The organism is Campylobacter sp. CN_NE2, from assembly GCF_027797465.1.
Taxonomy (GTDB): Bacteria; Campylobacterota; Campylobacteria; order Campylobacterales; family Campylobacteraceae; genus Campylobacter_B.
The window spans coordinates 1,307,512-1,323,365 of the sequence record NZ_CP115608.1 but is presented as its reverse complement, the minus strand read 5'-3'; the positions used below and the strand labels follow the sequence as shown (position 1 = coordinate 1,323,365).

Annotated in this window: 17 protein-coding genes and 1 tRNA gene; all 18 read right to left on the bottom strand. The window is 37.6% G+C overall.

Going from position 1 to position 15,854, the window contains the following annotated elements; all coding sequences use genetic code 11:
• Positions 1-75: 75 nt before the first annotated feature.
• Positions 76-846 carry an NADH-quinone oxidoreductase subunit B family protein gene (locus tag PF028_RS06660; RefSeq protein ID WP_270861443.1) on the bottom strand — a complete coding sequence of 257 codons (771 nt, stop codon included), beginning with the start codon at positions 844-846 and terminating at the stop codon, positions 76-78.
• On the bottom strand, positions 846-1,376 hold the full coding sequence (locus PF028_RS06655; RefSeq protein WP_270861444.1) for a formate hydrogenlyase complex iron-sulfur subunit: 531 nt from the start codon (positions 1,374-1,376) through the stop codon (positions 846-848). The genes PF028_RS06660 and PF028_RS06655 overlap by 1 nt, the downstream gene beginning before the upstream one ends.
• Positions 1,377-3,080, bottom strand: coding sequence for an NADH-quinone oxidoreductase subunit C (locus tag PF028_RS06650; RefSeq protein WP_270861445.1), 1,704 nt, complete (start codon positions 3,078-3,080; stop codon positions 1,377-1,379).
• Entirely contained in the window at positions 3,077-4,498 is a 1,422-nt protein-coding gene (locus PF028_RS06645; protein ID WP_270861446.1) for a proton-conducting transporter transmembrane domain-containing protein, read from the bottom strand. Before PF028_RS06645 ends, PF028_RS06650 begins: the two co-directional genes overlap by 4 nt.
• 1 nt (position 4,499) lies before the next feature.
• Positions 4,500-5,135 (bottom strand): hydrogenase 4 membrane subunit, encoded by a 636-nt coding sequence (gene hyfE, locus PF028_RS06640; protein WP_270861447.1) that lies wholly within the window; start codon positions 5,133-5,135, stop codon positions 4,500-4,502.
• 1 nt (position 5,136) lies between these two features.
• A complete protein-coding gene (locus PF028_RS06635) occupies positions 5,137-6,018 on the bottom strand; it encodes a respiratory chain complex I subunit 1 family protein (protein ID WP_270861448.1) in 882 nt (293 codons plus the stop codon).
• Complete coding sequence (locus PF028_RS06630; protein ID WP_270861449.1) at positions 6,015-7,895, bottom strand: proton-conducting transporter transmembrane domain-containing protein; 1,881 nt, start codon at positions 7,893-7,895, stop codon at positions 6,015-6,017. The genes PF028_RS06635 and PF028_RS06630 overlap by 4 nt, the downstream gene beginning before the upstream one ends.
• On the bottom strand, positions 7,888-8,604 hold the full coding sequence (locus PF028_RS06625) for a 4Fe-4S dicluster domain-containing protein (protein ID WP_270861450.1): 717 nt from the start codon (positions 8,602-8,604) through the stop codon (positions 7,888-7,890). The genes PF028_RS06630 and PF028_RS06625 overlap by 8 nt, the downstream gene beginning before the upstream one ends.
• 366 nt (positions 8,605-8,970) lie before the next feature.
• The gene (locus PF028_RS06620) at positions 8,971-9,393 is read right to left on the bottom strand and encodes an excinuclease ABC subunit A (protein ID WP_270861451.1); all 423 of its coding nucleotides are present in this window, start codon (positions 9,391-9,393) and stop codon (positions 8,971-8,973) included.
• A gap of 16 nt (positions 9,394-9,409) precedes the next feature.
• On the bottom strand, positions 9,410-10,639 hold the full coding sequence (locus PF028_RS06615) for a beta-ketoacyl-ACP synthase (protein WP_270861452.1): 1,230 nt from the start codon (positions 10,637-10,639) through the stop codon (positions 9,410-9,412).
• On the bottom strand, positions 10,633-11,358 hold the full coding sequence (fabG, locus tag PF028_RS06610) for a 3-oxoacyl-ACP reductase FabG (protein WP_270861453.1): 726 nt from the start codon (positions 11,356-11,358) through the stop codon (positions 10,633-10,635). The genes PF028_RS06615 and fabG overlap by 7 nt, the downstream gene beginning before the upstream one ends.
• Positions 11,351-11,776, bottom strand: coding sequence for an ApeP family dehydratase (locus tag PF028_RS06605; RefSeq protein WP_270861454.1), 426 nt, complete (start codon positions 11,774-11,776; stop codon positions 11,351-11,353). Before PF028_RS06605 ends, fabG begins: the two co-directional genes overlap by 8 nt.
• A complete protein-coding gene (locus PF028_RS06600; RefSeq protein ID WP_270861455.1) occupies positions 11,773-12,921 on the bottom strand; it encodes a beta-ketoacyl synthase N-terminal-like domain-containing protein in 1,149 nt (382 codons plus the stop codon). The genes PF028_RS06605 and PF028_RS06600 overlap by 4 nt, the downstream gene beginning before the upstream one ends.
• Positions 12,902-13,291 (bottom strand): hypothetical protein, encoded by a 390-nt coding sequence (locus tag PF028_RS06595; protein ID WP_270861456.1) that lies wholly within the window; start codon positions 13,289-13,291, stop codon positions 12,902-12,904. The genes PF028_RS06600 and PF028_RS06595 overlap by 20 nt, the downstream gene beginning before the upstream one ends.
• Positions 13,288-14,514: an NAD(P)/FAD-dependent oxidoreductase gene (locus PF028_RS06590; protein WP_270861457.1), complete on the bottom strand. Its 1,227-nt coding sequence runs from the start codon at positions 14,512-14,514 to the stop codon at positions 13,288-13,290. Before PF028_RS06590 ends, PF028_RS06595 begins: the two co-directional genes overlap by 4 nt.
• 3 nt (positions 14,515-14,517) lie before the next feature.
• The gene (locus PF028_RS06585) at positions 14,518-15,063 is read right to left on the bottom strand and encodes a 4'-phosphopantetheinyl transferase superfamily protein (RefSeq protein ID WP_270861458.1); all 546 of its coding nucleotides are present in this window, start codon (positions 15,061-15,063) and stop codon (positions 14,518-14,520) included.
• 21 nt (positions 15,064-15,084) lie between these two features.
• Positions 15,085-15,160: transfer RNA gene (locus tag PF028_RS06580), tRNA-Phe, on the bottom strand.
• A gap of 132 nt (positions 15,161-15,292) precedes the next feature.
• Positions 15,293-15,775, bottom strand: a complete 483-nt coding sequence (locus PF028_RS06575) for a ferritin (protein ID WP_270861459.1) — start codon at positions 15,773-15,775, stop codon at positions 15,293-15,295.
• Positions 15,776-15,854 lie beyond the last annotated feature (79 nt).

Genomic DNA, 15,854 nt, shown 5'->3' with positions numbered 1-15,854 from the left:
ATGGCTAAAATTATAGCAAAATATCTCTTAATCTTAAATTGTTATAAATCGGCGTAAATTTGCAAAAATGCAAATTTACGACCATGAAATCGATTTTAAATCTATATTTTCGCTTTGTATAAATTTCGCATAAACATCGTTAAAAATAATACCCATGCACTCTTTAAAACGCGGATCGTCTTCTTTTTCGATAGCTTGTAAGATAGCTTCTTTTGCCTTTGAGCTATCTTTTGTGTCATCGCAACTACCCAAAGCAGAAATAAATTTTTCATAAAGCTCTTTCGCATGAACATAGCTCATCAAAAATTTTGCCTTTTGTAGAACTAATTTTTCAAAATTTGTATCGCCGATTAACGATTTTTGTTCTAAATTTACAAATTCGTCATCTTTATCAAATTTTTCTTCTTTTTGTTTTTGTTCGACTAGCCCAAGCGCATTTGCCAAACCATAAATGATACCGGCTGGATGCGGCGGACAGCCCGGAATAAAAACATCAACCGGAATTATATTTTGCACACCGCCCCAAACGCCGTAACTATCATGGAAAATTCCGCCACTTATGCCACATGCGCCTAAGGCTACTACTATTTTTGGTTCAGGAACTGCTTCATAAGCTCTTAAAAGCGGATAATACATCTGCCTTGTAACAGGACCCGTTACAAGCAAAATATCGGCGTGGCGCGGGTTTGCGACAAGTTTAAAACCAAATCTTTCAGGATCCCAAAGCGGAGAAATTCCTGCAAAAATCTCTATCTCGCAACCATTACAACCGCCACAATCCACACGAAAAACGCTAAAACTGCGTCTAATTTGTTTTAAAAATTTTAATTTATCATCACCGCTCATCACTCAATCCTTTGATAATCTTTTTCACGCATTGCCGTAGAAGTAATCTCTCGTTTGCAATCAGGGCAAATTTGCGTATAGCTTAGCGCTAATTTTTTTCGTTTGCTACTCATATTTGACGAATTTATTTTATTTAATGCCGATTTTATAAACCTTTTTGAAGTAAAAGGTTTTTCGCATTTGGTGCAAATTTGAGCTTCCATTTCGCCTTGAACCAACAAGTCGTTTTTGTTAAAATTTACGCCTAGTTCAAATTTATCGCTTAATTTTATGGCTCCTGTCGGGCAAACTTCTTCACATCGACCACAAAAAATACATCTGCCTGTGTTATATCTCCATACTACGCTTTTGTCTTCTATTTTAACACTTATGGCATTTGGCGGACAAGCAATGCCACATGCGGCACAGCCTATGCAAAAAGAGTAGTTATATTCGGGTTTGCCACGAAAATTTTCACTTACTTCATAAGGTTGCAACGGATACGGGCTTGTAACTACGCCGCTTTTTTTCAATAAATCAATTATTTTCATCTAATTTCCTTTTTGGCAAATGCTTTTAAGCTCTTTTCCGCTTAAAATCTTGCTTTTTCCGCTTTTTATATCGACTACGGTTAGCCTTTCGGTGCATGAATAGCATGGATCTAAGCTGCATACGATAAGCGCGGCATCGGCGACAGTGTAACCACGAAGCTGATGAGCTAGGGCTGGCCAGTTGCTAAATGTAGGAGCCTTAACGCGCCATCTATAAACCTTTTGGCTTCCGCTTTGCATTATCCAGTGTATGTCTTCGCCGCGTGGTGCTTCAATACAGCCGATTGCATAGCTATTTGGCGTTATACGATAATCACTACTTACGATAATATCGCCGCCCGGCATCAAGTCAATACATTGTCTAATTATACTGATAGCATCTATCGTATCGTGATAACGAACTTTTACTCTACCATAAACATCGCAACTGGTTTCGGTATTGATATTAAATTTAAGTTTTTTCGTAAAATCATCAGGGTGATCATAACGAACATCTCTTTTAAATCCGCTAGCTCTTATAGTAGGTCCTACTGAGCCGTAATCCCTGCCAACCTGCGGATCTAAAACGCCGATTCCCTTCCAGCGAGACATTTGTCTTTCATCATTTATGATAACATCCCAAATTTCGTCAAATTCTTGTTCTATTTTAACAAGCAAATGAAGCATTTGTTTTATCTCTTTTGCTCTAATATCTCTTCTCATACCGCCAACGGCAACAGTTCCGTAAGTTTTACGACCGCCTGTAATGATTTGAGCTAAATCAAGCGTATATTCACGAATTCTAAAAACATGCATAAATGCGGTGTAGTTTCCTGTAACTTCACACGCTAAACCGATATTTAGCAAGTTTGAGTGAAGTCTTTCAACTTCTGCACTCATAACTCTAAGAGCTTTTGCTCGTTCAGGGATTTCTAACCCCATAGCGTTTTCTGTGGCTCTTGCCATAGCGATAGAGTGCGCAAAACCGCAAATCCCACAAACTCTCTCGGCTAAAAATGCCATTTGAGTGTAGTTCATACGATTTTCGGCTAGTTTTTCCATGCCCCTGTGCTCATAATACAGCCTATAATCCGCATCTACAATCGTATCGCCGTCACAATAGAGCCTAAAATGCCCCGGTTCATCAGCCGTGATATGAAGTGGTCCAAGCGGAATGGCTTGGGTATTTACGCCCTTTGGCTTTTTAAATTCATAATCAGGCTCCACGCTTAGTGGATCTGGACGAAATTTATAATTCATCTCATCTTTTCTAAGCGGATATAAATCTAGTGGCCAATCATCGCTCATGGCAAGTCTTCTTGGATCTATTAGCCCTTCTGCTCTAAGCCCAAAGAGATCGAAAGCCTCTCTTTCATACCAAACAGCAGCCTTAACGAGTGGCGTAACTGATGGATAAACAGGATCATCGGCCGGAATTAGAGTTTTAACGGTTATAAAGCATTTCTCTTCTAATTCATCATCTTGGCTAAATTTAGAACCCTCCATAGAAAGCACATAATAAAGCGCAAAATGTTTATTTATAGACCTTTCATCGTTTGCTACCATCGTCACTAACCAACCGCCGATACCATAATATAGCTTATTTACCACAGCAGGCAGGTCGTTTCTATCGACCAAAATCGTTATTTGTTTATCGGTTTGTCTAGTGGTTTCAAATATGTTAAATTCGCTTTCGATTTGACTAATGTATAAATCACCTATCATCTTAAATCCTTTATTAAATTCACGCTCAAATCAAGCAAATTCCAGAAAAACTCAAACTTCCAAAGTCCAAAAGCGATAACAAAAAAGCCCAAAAATATAAGTGGTAAATTTTCGAACAAACTCATCTCTTTATCGTATTTTAGCTCGCTTTGGTTTTTGCCAAATGAAGCTAAGAAAAAGTGTGAAAAGTCTGCTATGAAAATAACTGCTAATGCAATCGCAAAAATAATCGCTACGACATATCGCTCTGTCAAAATTGCTTGTGTAAAAGTCATAAATTCGCTTACGAAAATCGCAAAAGCTGGAACTCCAACAAGTGAGCAAATCGAAATTCCAAAGAATACACAAGTAAGCGGTGCAGTGTAGGCTAGACCACCCATTTTGTGCATGTTGTTTGTTTGGTAAATTCTCCAAGTATTTCCTGTGGTAAGGAAAGCTAGGGCTTTTGTAAGGCTGTGAGCTAGGCAATGGAAAAGTGCTGCCGCTACGCCGATTTTTCCGCCAACTCCCAAAGCAAATGCGATAACGCCCATATGAACTACGCTGTGATAAGCAAGCATGCGTTTTACATCGTGTTGAGTTACCAAGAAATACCCAGCCACATAAAGAGTAATCACGCCACTTACAAGCATAGTATCCATTACAAACTCCATACCGACTGAATTTGCAGCGATAAAATAGTATCTAATGAGAGCTAGCATTGCCACTTTTAGCACGATACCGCTAAGCACGGCAGAAGTTGGAGATGGACCTTGCGCGTGAGCATCAGGAAGCCAAGTATGAGTTGGAACAAGACCTGCTTTTGTGCCAAATCCCACAAGAGCTAGGATAAAAATAACTTTCATCGTAAGCGGATCGATTTTTTTATCAATCAAATCTGTAAATAAAATCCCGCCGCTTGAATAAAGCAAAATAGTAGCCAGCATAGCAAATGCTAGACCAAGAGAGCAGACCATTACATATTTATAACCGGCTTCTACGATTTGTTTTTTCTTGTTATAAACAACCATAAAAACACTACTTAGCGTTGTCGCTTCGACAGCCGCCCACATGATAGCAATATCATTTGCCACGGCAGAAAGTATCATAGCAAATGTCGTGATATAGGCTAAAACTAGCATTTTTTTGATTTTTTTAGGGCTTTCATCTCTCCAACCAAGATAGGTAGGAAAATATAGCGTTACCAAAGTCCCTGTAATGCCGATGATTGTCAGATAAATTCCACCCAAGCTATCTAAAAACAGCATTTTATTTAGCGCGAAAAGCGGAGTAAAGCCTATCAAAGAGATAGCTTTAAATATAACCGCACAAATAACGAGCGCAAAGGCTAAATTTGCGATTTTTATCAGCCTATCAGGCACGAAATAAATCAACGCCGCACATATTAACGGCAAAATAAGCATTAAATATATTATCATATTAACCCTTTAACTCACTGGCTAAATTCGTATTTTGGCTACCAAAGACCTCTTTGTATCTAACTGCCAAAATAGCCATAATCGCGATTCCAAACACAGCGTCGCTTAAAATTCCAAGCTCGACTAGCGAACTAGCATTACAAGCGTTTGTGGCTAAATTTAGATGAACCGCGTTTTCTATCAAACAATAAGCCAAAATTTGTTTTAAAAACGACCTTCTTAAAATAAATCCGCAAACCCCAATCCAAAATGTAAAAATCGCAGCACAAATAACCACTTCATTTTGAATAATTGCAAATTTCATAAATATCGGCGTTAAAAGAAGTGCCAATCCAAGCGAAAATGCAAAAGCTATCACAGGCGATAAGAAAAATCCTGTATATGGATCATTTTCATAACGCATATCGATTTTACTAAGAGCATAAAACAAAATCGCAGGAACCAAAATAACCTTTGTAATAATCGCAATTACCGCCCAAGAACGAAGCTCATGAGCATCAAATTTAGCTGCCATAATAAAAAATAGAGTTACCAAACAAACAGTATTTAACGCATAAAGAGAAATTGAAATTTTATAATCCCTAAACGAAAATACCGCCAAAGAAATCATCATTAAAAGTATTGCAAATGCTTCCATATTAAACCCCCGCAGCAAACAAAATCACGCTTAAAATGCCAAGTCCTAACATCCACGAAGCGTTTAATTTCAAAGTCGAAAGCATTGCATACCTAGGACCGAAGTTATCGATTAACACAGCAGCCGTTGTGGCAAATTCGACCAAAATCACCGTAAAAATGCAATCTAGTAGTAAATTATTAAACCCAAAAGGGATAAAAATTTTAACAAATAAGCAAATTACGGCAAATTGTTTTAGCATAGCGCCAATGTCGATGAGTGCTAAATCTCTACCGCTAAATTCAGCCACGACGCCTTCTTGAACCTCTTGTTCTGCTTCTGCTATATCAAAAGGCTTTCTTGACATTTCGATATAAACAGACCATAACAATACAATTCCTGCTATTATAAATGAAATTTTAAATCCAATTTCGCCGTTAATGACTGCATTATGAATAGTGGTTAAATTTGTAGTTCCAAACATTACACAAACCACAATCAAACCGCAAATCATAATAGGCTCAGCATATAACGCTAGCATATTTTCTCTGTTTGCGCCGATTGCCGCAAATGGGTTAAGACTATCAAATGCTGCTAAATTTAGGATAAATCTAAATGCGACAAGCAGATAAACAATAACAATTAAATCTGAAATGCTCTCACACCTAGCAGCCGTTAGCATTACCAAAAACGCTCCGATTGCCACAAGTAGATACGGCGTCCATTTAAAGACAAAATGGGCTGAATTTGGAGCCGTTCGCTTTCTGCGCAAAAGTTTTAACAAATCATAATAAGTTTGCCAAATCGGCGGTCCTTGGCGAGACTGGATTTTTGCACGCAAACTTCGACAAATACCGTCAAATAGTGGCATCAAGGCAAGAGCTAAAAGTAGTTGTAATATCATAGTTTGCCTCCAAAAAAGTAAAATATTCCCAAACCTAAAATGCCAAGGTAAAGCACCATATAAAATGCGTAAGTCGCACTCTTGCCGTTTTGCATAATGGCGATTTTATCGGCTATTTTCATATTAATATCGATTATAGGCTTATAGATATACTCCATAAAAACATCTTTTACGACAATGCTATAAGACGCACCTTTTTTACGCATTTTTATGCACATAAATTTAGCCAAAACTCGTCTTAAATCGCCTACGGCTGTGTTTGAATTTGGTAAAAATTCACTCTGGAATTTAAATCCGTTTGCCCACGGATCGCTTAATTTTGGTTTCTCAAATGGCGATTTAAAAGCTAGTAAAATCGCAAACGGCAAAATAAGCATAGCAATCAAACATAGCCAAAGTAGCGAAAATGACATCGTTGTGGCGTCTGCATTAGTCGGCAAAAAGCTGCAAATTTCTTTGATTAGTATCGGTGAAATTAGAGCAAAAATAACACAAAATGCAGATAGTATCACCATAGGAATCAGTGAAAAAATCGAAGCTTCCCTATAAGAATCTTCTTTTTCTTTTCCGCTAAAAACAAGTCCATAAAATTTAACAAAGGCAAACGCACAAAGCACACCAGCTAATGTTAAAGCGATAGTCGAAATCGCAAAGATTAGTTTAGAATAAAACGAACCTGTATTTGTAAGTAAGGCTTTATAAATCAACCACTCACTTGCAAATCCGTTAAACAGCGGAATCGCAACCGCACTAAAAATTGCAACCAAAGCACATATCGCACTTATTGGCATAAATTTGGCTAAACCGCCAAGTGAGTTGATTTTTAGTTTTTTGCTTGCGACATATACATTTCCTGCCGCAAAAAACAAAATTGCTTTAAAAACGCTGTGGTTTAGACTATGAAAAATCGCTCCTGCTAAGCCAAATGCCGTTAAAATAGCATTTTGTGTGCTAAGTCCGTAAAGCCCGGCACCAAGAGCAAGTAAAATTATGCCCATATTTTCAACCGAACTATAAGCGATAAGCTTTTTATACTCGTTTTGAAGTGTAGCAAAAATTATGCCCCAAATCGCTCCAAATCCACCCAAAATCATCATAGCTAAGGCAAAAGAAGCAGGAATTTTTGCAATCAGCATAAATTTAATCAAACCAAAAATCGCAACTTTGCTCATAGCAGAGCTAAAAAGTGCCGAAACATTTGAATTTACATGCGGATAAACTATCGGACTCCATACATGAAAAGGCGCTAGACCTGCTTTCGTGCCAAATCCTATAAAAAGCAAAATGCAGATAAAAAGAGATGGAGAATTAAAATTCCAATCACTAAAATGCAAACTTCCGCTAGTATTTGCCATAATAAGCATTGCAATAACTAAACAAAATGCACCGACTTGTGCTACCCCAAGATAGAGCATAACGCTGTAATTTGAGCTTGGGGTATCGTTAAATTTAAGCATTAGTGCAGATACTAATGTCATTAATTCCCAAAGCACGATAAATCCAAACACATCGTTGCTATTTAGAACCATTAACATGCTAAGCATAAAAAAGCTAAATAGTGATGAAAAAACTGCAAAATTTACCTTGAAATTTTTTAGGTATCCAAGCGAATAAATTGCACTCATCGCCCCTATAAAGCAGATTATAAAGCTAAAAAAAGCCCCAAACGGCGTTAGCATAAAATTTGGTTCAAACAAAAATCCTTTTAAGCTAAATTCATATTTCGAGTTTAGATTTGTTATAAAATAAAGCGCACCTAAAAGCGAAATAAGCGCATTTGAAACAAATCCAAAATAAAAAGCTATTTTTTTGGATTTATAAAGAATTAAGCTTATTATTCCGACACATAAATAAGAAAAAAATAGAAATTTAAGCATTGTCTTCCTTGTTATCCGTTGGATTTTGCAAATTCGCCGAATTCTCGTCTTTTTTCGGTTTTTCTTGCGAATTTGCAGAAGTTTCGGAATTTGCAGCTTCTGCATTAGGAGTTGCAGGTGCAGGTTTTGGCGGTGCTTTTGGCACAAATTTTTCTACATCTACCTTTTTTCCGCTTATTGCGTGGATAAATTCCTGCATATTTTCCGTATCTTTTAGCTTTTTGCCGAATTTATGGTTGTCTTTAAAATCCAGCATAATAATAGCACCTTTTGGACAGGCTTCAACACAAGCAGAACCTTCGACTCTACCGTCGCAAATATCGCATTTTACGGCGATATTAGGAAATCCGGGCTGAGATAGATCGCTTTCATCTCTATCTACGCCAAAAACATCCATACAATCAAGACTAATCGCACCATACGGACATGCTACCGTGCAAAGCCCACAGCCTATACATAAATGCTCATTTAAATGGACGAAATCGCCCAAATTTTGTAAAGCACCGCTAGGACAAACGACCGCACACGGAGCATCGTCGCACTGACGACACTGATTTGTAGAAGAAGTTTTTTCTACTTTGGAAACCTTAATTCTGGTAATCCCTAACTTTCCGCGTTTTATAGATTCTTTAACGCAAGCCTTTTCACAGGCCTTACAGCCTATACAAAGACCGGGATTTGTAATGACAAATTGATGTGTTTTACTCAAAGAATCACCTTTATTTGGAGATTATTTTAAATTTTATTTGACAAAATTTACTTTAAATTTAATAAAATTTAACTTAATATTTTAGCTAAATTCTTAAAATTTTATTAAAGTATCGGTATAATCACAATCTTTAAGAATAAAAAAAGATTAAAAAACTATTTTTAAATTTATCAAAATCAAAAATTTCAACAATGTTACAAAATTTGCGTAACAAAAAAATTATTTTTACAATATTTATTTATAAAAAATATAGCTAAAATAACCAAATAATCATATTTTTAAGTTTTTAACGATAATGTAAATTTGCGAATTTAACATATCAAATTCGGTGCAATTTGATACAATATCGCACCGAATTTACTAAATTTATTTTGCAATATAGCCACGAAGTGTAACGCCGACCATTATATTTCCGACACCGCACTCAAATTCTTTACTGCTTATAAATTCATTTTTATAATAGTAGCTAGAAAGATTTACAACCTTGCTTCCGCCTTCTCTTTTGGCTCTTTCTTGAAAAGTCTTAATCGCAGATAAAAACGCCCAGTTGCAGGCTGCTTCATCGCTTTTGCCTACGCCGTTTGTCTTTTTGTTGGCTGAGAGCTGCTGGGTAATTTTTTTAGCTTTACCGCCGTCTTTACCAAAATATAACTTAATGCTAGGATCTAGCACCTCTTTTGCTCTTGGGTCGTTTAATGCACCCTGAATAGAAAATCGCATTACATCATTTTTCGCCCAAACACTGCTAGTAAGTAGCATTGCACCTAAAAATAAAACAAATTTTTTCATTTTGTCTCCTTTAAATTTACTCTTTAAAATCTCTAAAAATCAAAGATGTATTAACCCCGCCAAATGCGAAATTATTATTCATTACAAATTCGGTTTTTATCTCAGTAATATCGCGCAAATAGTTTAAATTTGCGCACTCGCAATCTACTTTATTTAAATTTAAATTTGGATAAAACCTACTTTGTTTCATCATCATTATACTAAAAAAACTCTCCAATGCCCCGCACGCCCCCAAAGTATGGCCAAGATAGCTTTTAAGTGAGCTAATTGCTACTTTATCTCCAAAAAGCTCATTTGTAGCATGGCTTTCTGCAATGTCGCCTTGTTTGGTAGCTGTGGCGTGAGCGTTTATGTAGCCGATTTTTTCAGGCGTCAAATTTGCATCTTTTAAAGCTAAACGCATAGCTTCTTTCATCGTGGCACTTTGCGGTCTAGTGATGTGAGTGCCATCACAACTTGATCCAAAACCTACAATTTCAGCGTAAATTTTGGCATTTCTTTTTTTTGCACTTTCTAAACTCTCTAAAACTAGCATCGATCCGCCTTCGCCCAAAACTAGCCCGTCTCTATCCGCATCAAACGGCGCAGGAGCGGTTTTTGGCGCATCATTTTTGCAACTTGTCGCAAACAATCTATCAAAAACAAAGGCTTCGCTAGGACAAAGCTCTTCTGCGCCACCTGCTAACATCATATCGATTTGTCCGTATTTTATGGCTTCATAAGAGTATCCTATGGCATGACTTGCACTCGTACAAGCCGAACTTGTCGGAATCATGCGACCTTTTAGCCCATAAAAAATAGAAATATTTGCTGCTGTGGTGTGTGGCATCATTCTTATATATGTGTTTGCATTAAAATTGCTCTCCATGCCAAGTAGCAAAGTAACCGCCTGAGACATGGCTTCTGTGCTTCCTGTGCTTGACCCTGCTGCCACGCCCATTCGCCCGTCTTTTATGCTCTCATCATCTAAAAGTCCAGCATCTTTTAAGGCTAGTCCTGCTGCTTCGACGGCGTATTGAGAAACTATCCCCAAAGAGCGAAGTTGTTTTCTATCCCACTGCGAAGGCGGTGCGTAGTTTATTATCGGAGCGGCTAAGCGAGTATTTAATTCACTCCCAAATCTATCCCACTCGCTCATAAATTTAACGGCATTTTGCTTAGCTTCAAATTTAGCTCTTATCTCGCTCCACTCACGCCCAAACGCACAAACATTTCCAAAACCAGTAACAACAACCCTATTTAACATAATCCGCCATTTACTCCTATTACTTGTCTTGTGATATAGCTAGCATTTTCGCTTAGCAAAAACTCAGCCAAAGCCGCCACTTCGTCTGCTTCCCCGATGCGACGAGCCGGAATTTGCTTGATTATCTCATCTTTTAATTCGCCCAAATCCGTCATCGCCGTATCTATTAGCCCCGGTGCTATGCAATTAACGGTTATTTTCCTGCTTGCAAGCTCAATCGCCAAAGATTTTGCCGCTGCGATAAGGCCTGCTTTACTAGCGGCGTAATTGCTCTGTCCGCGATTTCCCATGATTGCGCTAACTGAGCTCATTACGATTATTCTAGCCGGACTTTTTGCCCTTATCATCGGCATTAGCACGGGATTTAGCACATTGTAAAAACTATTTAAATTTGTATCAATTACGCTTTTCCACTCAATCTCTTCAAGCCCTGCAAATGTGTTATCTCGCGTGATTCCTGCGTTTAAAATCACGCCGTAATACACGCCGTTTTGCAAATCTTTTGTAAGAATTTCTTTTGCCCCCTCAGTATCTGCGACATCAAAATTTAAAATTTCAGGCTTTTTGCCGCTAAATTTGCAAATTTCATCCGCTACGGCTTGTAAATTTATCAAATTTCGCCCGTGCAAAACCACTTCATAACCGGCTTTTGCTAGTCTTAAAGCACACGCCTTGCCGATCCCAGCACTAGAACCTGTAATCAAAACCCGCCTATTCATTTATCGCCTTATCTAAAAATTCTTTGCTTGGATTTAACACACTCAAACTCGCCCTTGCAACGCACTCATTGCTAAGCAAAATTTCACAATCAAACACAAACATTCCGGCCCCGTCGCTTAGACTCTCGACTGCCTTTATGATTAGCTCATCGCCCACATTTACAAAAGGGCGGAAAATATCCATTTTGCGACAACTTAGCAAAAATCCAAGCTCGATTTTATCGTTGCTTCCTGCATACGCCGCGATTGATTGTGCCATTATTTCGATATATGTGCAGCTTTCAAGTCGTCCGTTTTCTACAAATGGCGAATTGGGTGGAATTTTCACACCACAAACTATCTCGCCTTGCCTGATTTCTTTGATTTCGTCCAAAAAAACCATATATCCGCTTTGGGGCAAAATTGATTTTATATTCATATTTTTCCTATCACGCTAACTGCGTTGTCTCCGCCAAAAGCAAAGCTTAAATTCATCGCAGTTTTTATGTTTGTCTGTATTTTTTCATCTATTATATTTATTTTTGGCAAAATTTGCTCTTTATCGTAAATTTGAGGTGGCAAAATGCCGTTTTTTATGGCTTGAAAGCAAATTCCAAGTTCAATAGCACCGGCAGCTCCTAGCGTATGCCCAAAAATCGGCTTACTCGAACTACACGGCGTGTTTTTTAGCGTCGAACTTATCGCCACGCTTTCCATAATGTCGTTTGCATTTGTGCCTGTGCCGTGTAAATTTACATAATCCACTTCGTCCAAACCCGCTTTTTGCAAGGCTAAATTTATCGCCTCAATTTGCATAGTGGCATTTGGATTTGGTTTGGTTATATGAAAAGCGTCCGAGTTTGCGTGGTATGATAGCAAAGCAATGTCTGAAATCTCATCACGGCTTAGCAAAAAAACTCCCGCTCCTTCGCCCAAATTCGTGCCTTTTCGGTTAAGAGAGAACGGATTTAATCTCTCATCGCTTAGCACTCCAAGACTCTCAAATCCCAAGACGGTCAAAGTATCGATCCCGTCGCTCCCACCGCAAATCACAGCGTCGCAAATCCCGCTTTTTATAAGCCTTGCAGCTTCGATTACGGCTTTATTTCCGCTAGTGCAAGCTGACGAAATCCCCACCGCAACGCTTTTTAAGCCAAAAAAATCTCTCACGAAATTCGCAGGATTTCCCTGAGAGTTTTGCTCTGTGTTGTATCCTTTAAATTCGCCCGTTTTTGCGTGATTTTCAAAGGCTTTAAAATTGCTTTGCACGCCTGTTACGGTCGTGCCAATGACCACACCGACGCGGTGCGAACCAAATTTAGCAATCGCATTTTTAATCTCATTTTCAATCTGCATAAAAGCAAGAAACAAAATTTGATTTGTGCGATTTGCAAAATCTCCTTTAAATTTAGGGCAAATTTGATCTAAATTTTGCGAAATTTTGCCCAAAACAAAGCTTTTGTTATTATAAAAATTTTCTATTTTTTTTATGGCTGAGTTTTTGTCGCAAACTGCCTTAAATACGGCGTTTGTATCATTTCCGGCAGAGCTTATAAGACCTGGGCTACTTAGATAAATTTGCATTTTTGACCTTGTAAATTTGACCTTGCAAATTTATCTCAAATTCGCTTTTTTCGATATTTTCAAGCAAATTCAAAAATAAATTTTCAGCCCATTTATTTGGCGGCAAAAATCCGTCGTTTTCAAATTCTGCGCAAATTTTTTCACCGCAATTATTTAAATGCAAAAATTTCCTTGCAATCGGGGCTTTTAGCATATCAAGCCAGATAAAATGATAAAATCCATCGCCGCTTCTAGCAAAAATTTGGCTTTTTACGCCGTCCTTTTCTACTAAAAAATGCTTTTGGCTAAATTTGGGCGTATCGCTAAGTGTAAATTTAGCAGCACACCCAAAAAACAAAAAAACCAAAAAAACGGCAATCAAAAATCTCATTTGCAAAGCTCAGCTAAGGTATCTAAATGCCTTTTTGCATCTTTTACAAATGGATTGCTTTTATCCCACGCATAACCCGCTAAAACCGAGCTTATGTAGCGTTTGATTTTGTGATCTTTTTTCGGATAATAAATCACATCTTGGAATTTGCCATCATACCAGCCATCGACATAAACTCTAAATGTATCAACGCCGCTCATTAGCTCTTTTGCGTAATCATTTTCCCAATCAGCCTTGCCGTTTTTGATCTCGTCTATCACGCATTTTGCGGCGATTTTAGCTGAATACAATGCAATCGTAACGCCTGAGCTAAATACAGGATCTAAAAACTCAGTCGCATTGCCCAAAAGTGCGTATTTATCGCCATACAGACGGCTTACATTTTTTGAATATCCGTTGAGATTTCGCACAGGCGTATCCCAGAGAGCATTGTTTAAAAGCCTTTTTAGCATAGGGCATTCATAAACGCATTTTTTAAGAATTTCGGCGTTATTTTCAGAATTTATTTCTAAATTTGATGGATTTATGATATGTTTTTCGCCAACCACGCCGATAGAACAACGCCCATTTGAAAACGGAATCAACCAAATCCAAACATCTCTATGAACGGGGTGAGTGGTGATTAAAATCTTATTTCTATCATAAAGCGGCTCGGTTATATTATCCTCTATATGCGTAAAATACGCACTTCTAGGTGGCAAATGCGACGGCGTTTCTAAATTTAAAAGTGTCGGCAAAATCCGTCCGTATCCACTTGCATCAAGGACAAATTTGCTTTGCAAATTTTCGCTAATGCCGTTATTTTCCACGCTTAAAACTGCATTTTGTCCGCTAAAATCGACTGCTTTTACTTCGCATTTGTAGGTTACTTCTACGCCCAACTTTTGAACTTCATCGATTAAAAGCTTGTCAAAATCAGCCCTTGGGACTTGAAAAGTCGTCCCGCTTCCAACGCTTGATTTATCGCAAAAATCGATATATGTGTATTTTTCGCCCCACGAAAAAGCTGCGCCGTTTTTGTATTGAAATCCGTAGTTATAAACAGCGTCTAATAGACCTGCTTCTTCAAGGATGTTGTTGCAGTTTGAGAGCAAACTCTCGCCAATGACGAATTTTGGCATGGTTTCTTTTTCCAAAACTCGCACTTTAAGACCGGCTTTGTGCAAAAATGCCGCCGTCACGCTACCACTTGGTCCAGCACCAATTACCAAAGCATCATACATTTTTTACTCCTTGAAACAAACAGAAATCAAAAATCTATTATAAAGTAAATAAGTTTTAAAATTTATAAATTTGCCTTTGTGGTTTTTGGCTTTGATTTCGTTTTGATTTGTGCTTAGCCCGACCCTTGCAAGGTCGCTAAATGCGAGATTTTCTAGCTTAATGATAGCTTCTTTGATGGTGTAAATTTGATAAAAAAGGATTGTTTTTTCGCTTTTATCGCAAATTTGCATTAAATTTTTTTCAAATTCGTTAAAACAAAAATCAATCACGCTGTCAAAATCTCGCTCCGCTAAAATTTCCAAATCAATCCCAAATTTTTTATTTGAAAAGCCAACAGCTGCGATATGGAAATTTTGCAAATTTCTATCAAATTTTTTATGCGAAATGCAAAACTTGCCCCGTTTTTTAATGCGTGATTTAATAGAACGAGAAAGCAAAAAATCAGCAGAATTTTTACGGGATTTGTATGATTTTTTGTCTTTTTTATCTAGCTTTGATTTATCAAATTTAAAGATTTTATCGCTAATGTGTATTTCAAATCGTTGCATAATTTTATCTGAAATAAAAAGTGGTGGTTAGAGGCAGAATCGAACTGCCGACACGCAGATTTTCAGTCTGCTGCTCTACCGACTGAGCTATCCAACCACGAAAAAGAAAAATTATTATATTCAAAGAGTGCTTAAAAAAGATTTAAATTTGATAAATTTAAATCTTTTTTGTAAAATTCCGCCCAGCTAAATTCAAAAGCCAAGCGGAATTTATACGCCAAGTTAGCCTTTATTTGCCAGAAAATGTCAGATCTACGCTAAGTCTAGCAGATACATTGTCCCCGGCCAATACAAATCTATCAAGATTATTTTTAGCGATGTCTTCTTCTTCGATTTGTTCGCTTATGTAAGAGTGTAAGAAAATCTCAGTAGCGTAATCGCCCTCTTTTCTAGCTAATTCGAGCAGTTTTGAAATACGAGCGGTAACTTTTTGCTCGTGTTCTAGGATAAGTTTTGCTACTTCAAGCGGAGTTTTGACATCGACTGGGCTAAATTTAATATCCCCAAGCTCAGGCGTGATGTCGCGTTTTTGCAAAAATGCAATAAAATCTTCTGCGTGAGAAAATTCTTCTTTGTAATGCTGAAATAACCACGCGGCATAACCTTTGTAGTTTTCACGCTCCATAACCAAAGAAGCTTGTAAATAAATGTAACCTGAATACATCTCAAAGACCGCATGCTCGCTCATAGCTTTTGCTATATTTTTTTTCATTTTTTCTCCTTTAAAACGAAATTATTTTGAAAATTTACAACAAAAAAACTTAAATTTATCTTATCAATATTTAATATAT

Coding starts and splice junctions, on each gene's coding strand:
- PF028_RS06660 (WP_270861443.1), bottom strand. CDS start 846: ATGAGCGGTGATGATAAATTAAAATTTTTAAAACAAATTAGACGCAGT.
- PF028_RS06655 (WP_270861444.1), bottom strand. CDS start 1,376: ATGAAAATAATTGATTTATTGAAAAAAAGCGGCGTAGTTACAAGCCCG.
- PF028_RS06650 (WP_270861445.1), bottom strand. CDS start 3,080: ATGATAGGTGATTTATACATTAGTCAAATCGAAAGCGAATTTAACATA.
- PF028_RS06645 (WP_270861446.1), bottom strand. CDS start 4,498: ATGATAATATATTTAATGCTTATTTTGCCGTTAATATGTGCGGCGTTG.
- hyfE (WP_270861447.1), bottom strand. CDS start 5,135: ATGGAAGCATTTGCAATACTTTTAATGATGATTTCTTTGGCGGTATTT.
- PF028_RS06635 (WP_270861448.1), bottom strand. CDS start 6,018: ATGATATTACAACTACTTTTAGCTCTTGCCTTGATGCCACTATTTGAC.
- PF028_RS06630 (WP_270861449.1), bottom strand. CDS start 7,895: ATGCTTAAATTTCTATTTTTTTCTTATTTATGTGTCGGAATAATAAGC.
- PF028_RS06620 (WP_270861451.1), bottom strand. CDS start 9,393: ATGAAAAAATTTGTTTTATTTTTAGGTGCAATGCTACTTACTAGCAGT.
- PF028_RS06615 (WP_270861452.1), bottom strand. CDS start 10,639: ATGTTAAATAGGGTTGTTGTTACTGGTTTTGGAAATGTTTGTGCGTTT.
- fabG (WP_270861453.1), bottom strand. CDS start 11,358: ATGAATAGGCGGGTTTTGATTACAGGTTCTAGTGCTGGGATCGGCAAG.
- PF028_RS06605 (WP_270861454.1), bottom strand. CDS start 11,776: ATGAATATAAAATCAATTTTGCCCCAAAGCGGATATATGGTTTTTTTG.
- PF028_RS06600 (WP_270861455.1), bottom strand. CDS start 12,921: ATGCAAATTTATCTAAGTAGCCCAGGTCTTATAAGCTCTGCCGGAAAT.
- PF028_RS06595 (WP_270861456.1), bottom strand. CDS start 13,291: ATGAGATTTTTGATTGCCGTTTTTTTGGTTTTTTTGTTTTTTGGGTGT.
- PF028_RS06590 (WP_270861457.1), bottom strand. CDS start 14,514: ATGTATGATGCTTTGGTAATTGGTGCTGGACCAAGTGGTAGCGTGACG.
- PF028_RS06585 (WP_270861458.1), bottom strand. CDS start 15,063: ATGCAACGATTTGAAATACACATTAGCGATAAAATCTTTAAATTTGAT.
- PF028_RS06575 (WP_270861459.1), bottom strand. CDS start 15,775: ATGAAAAAAAATATAGCAAAAGCTATGAGCGAGCATGCGGTCTTTGAG.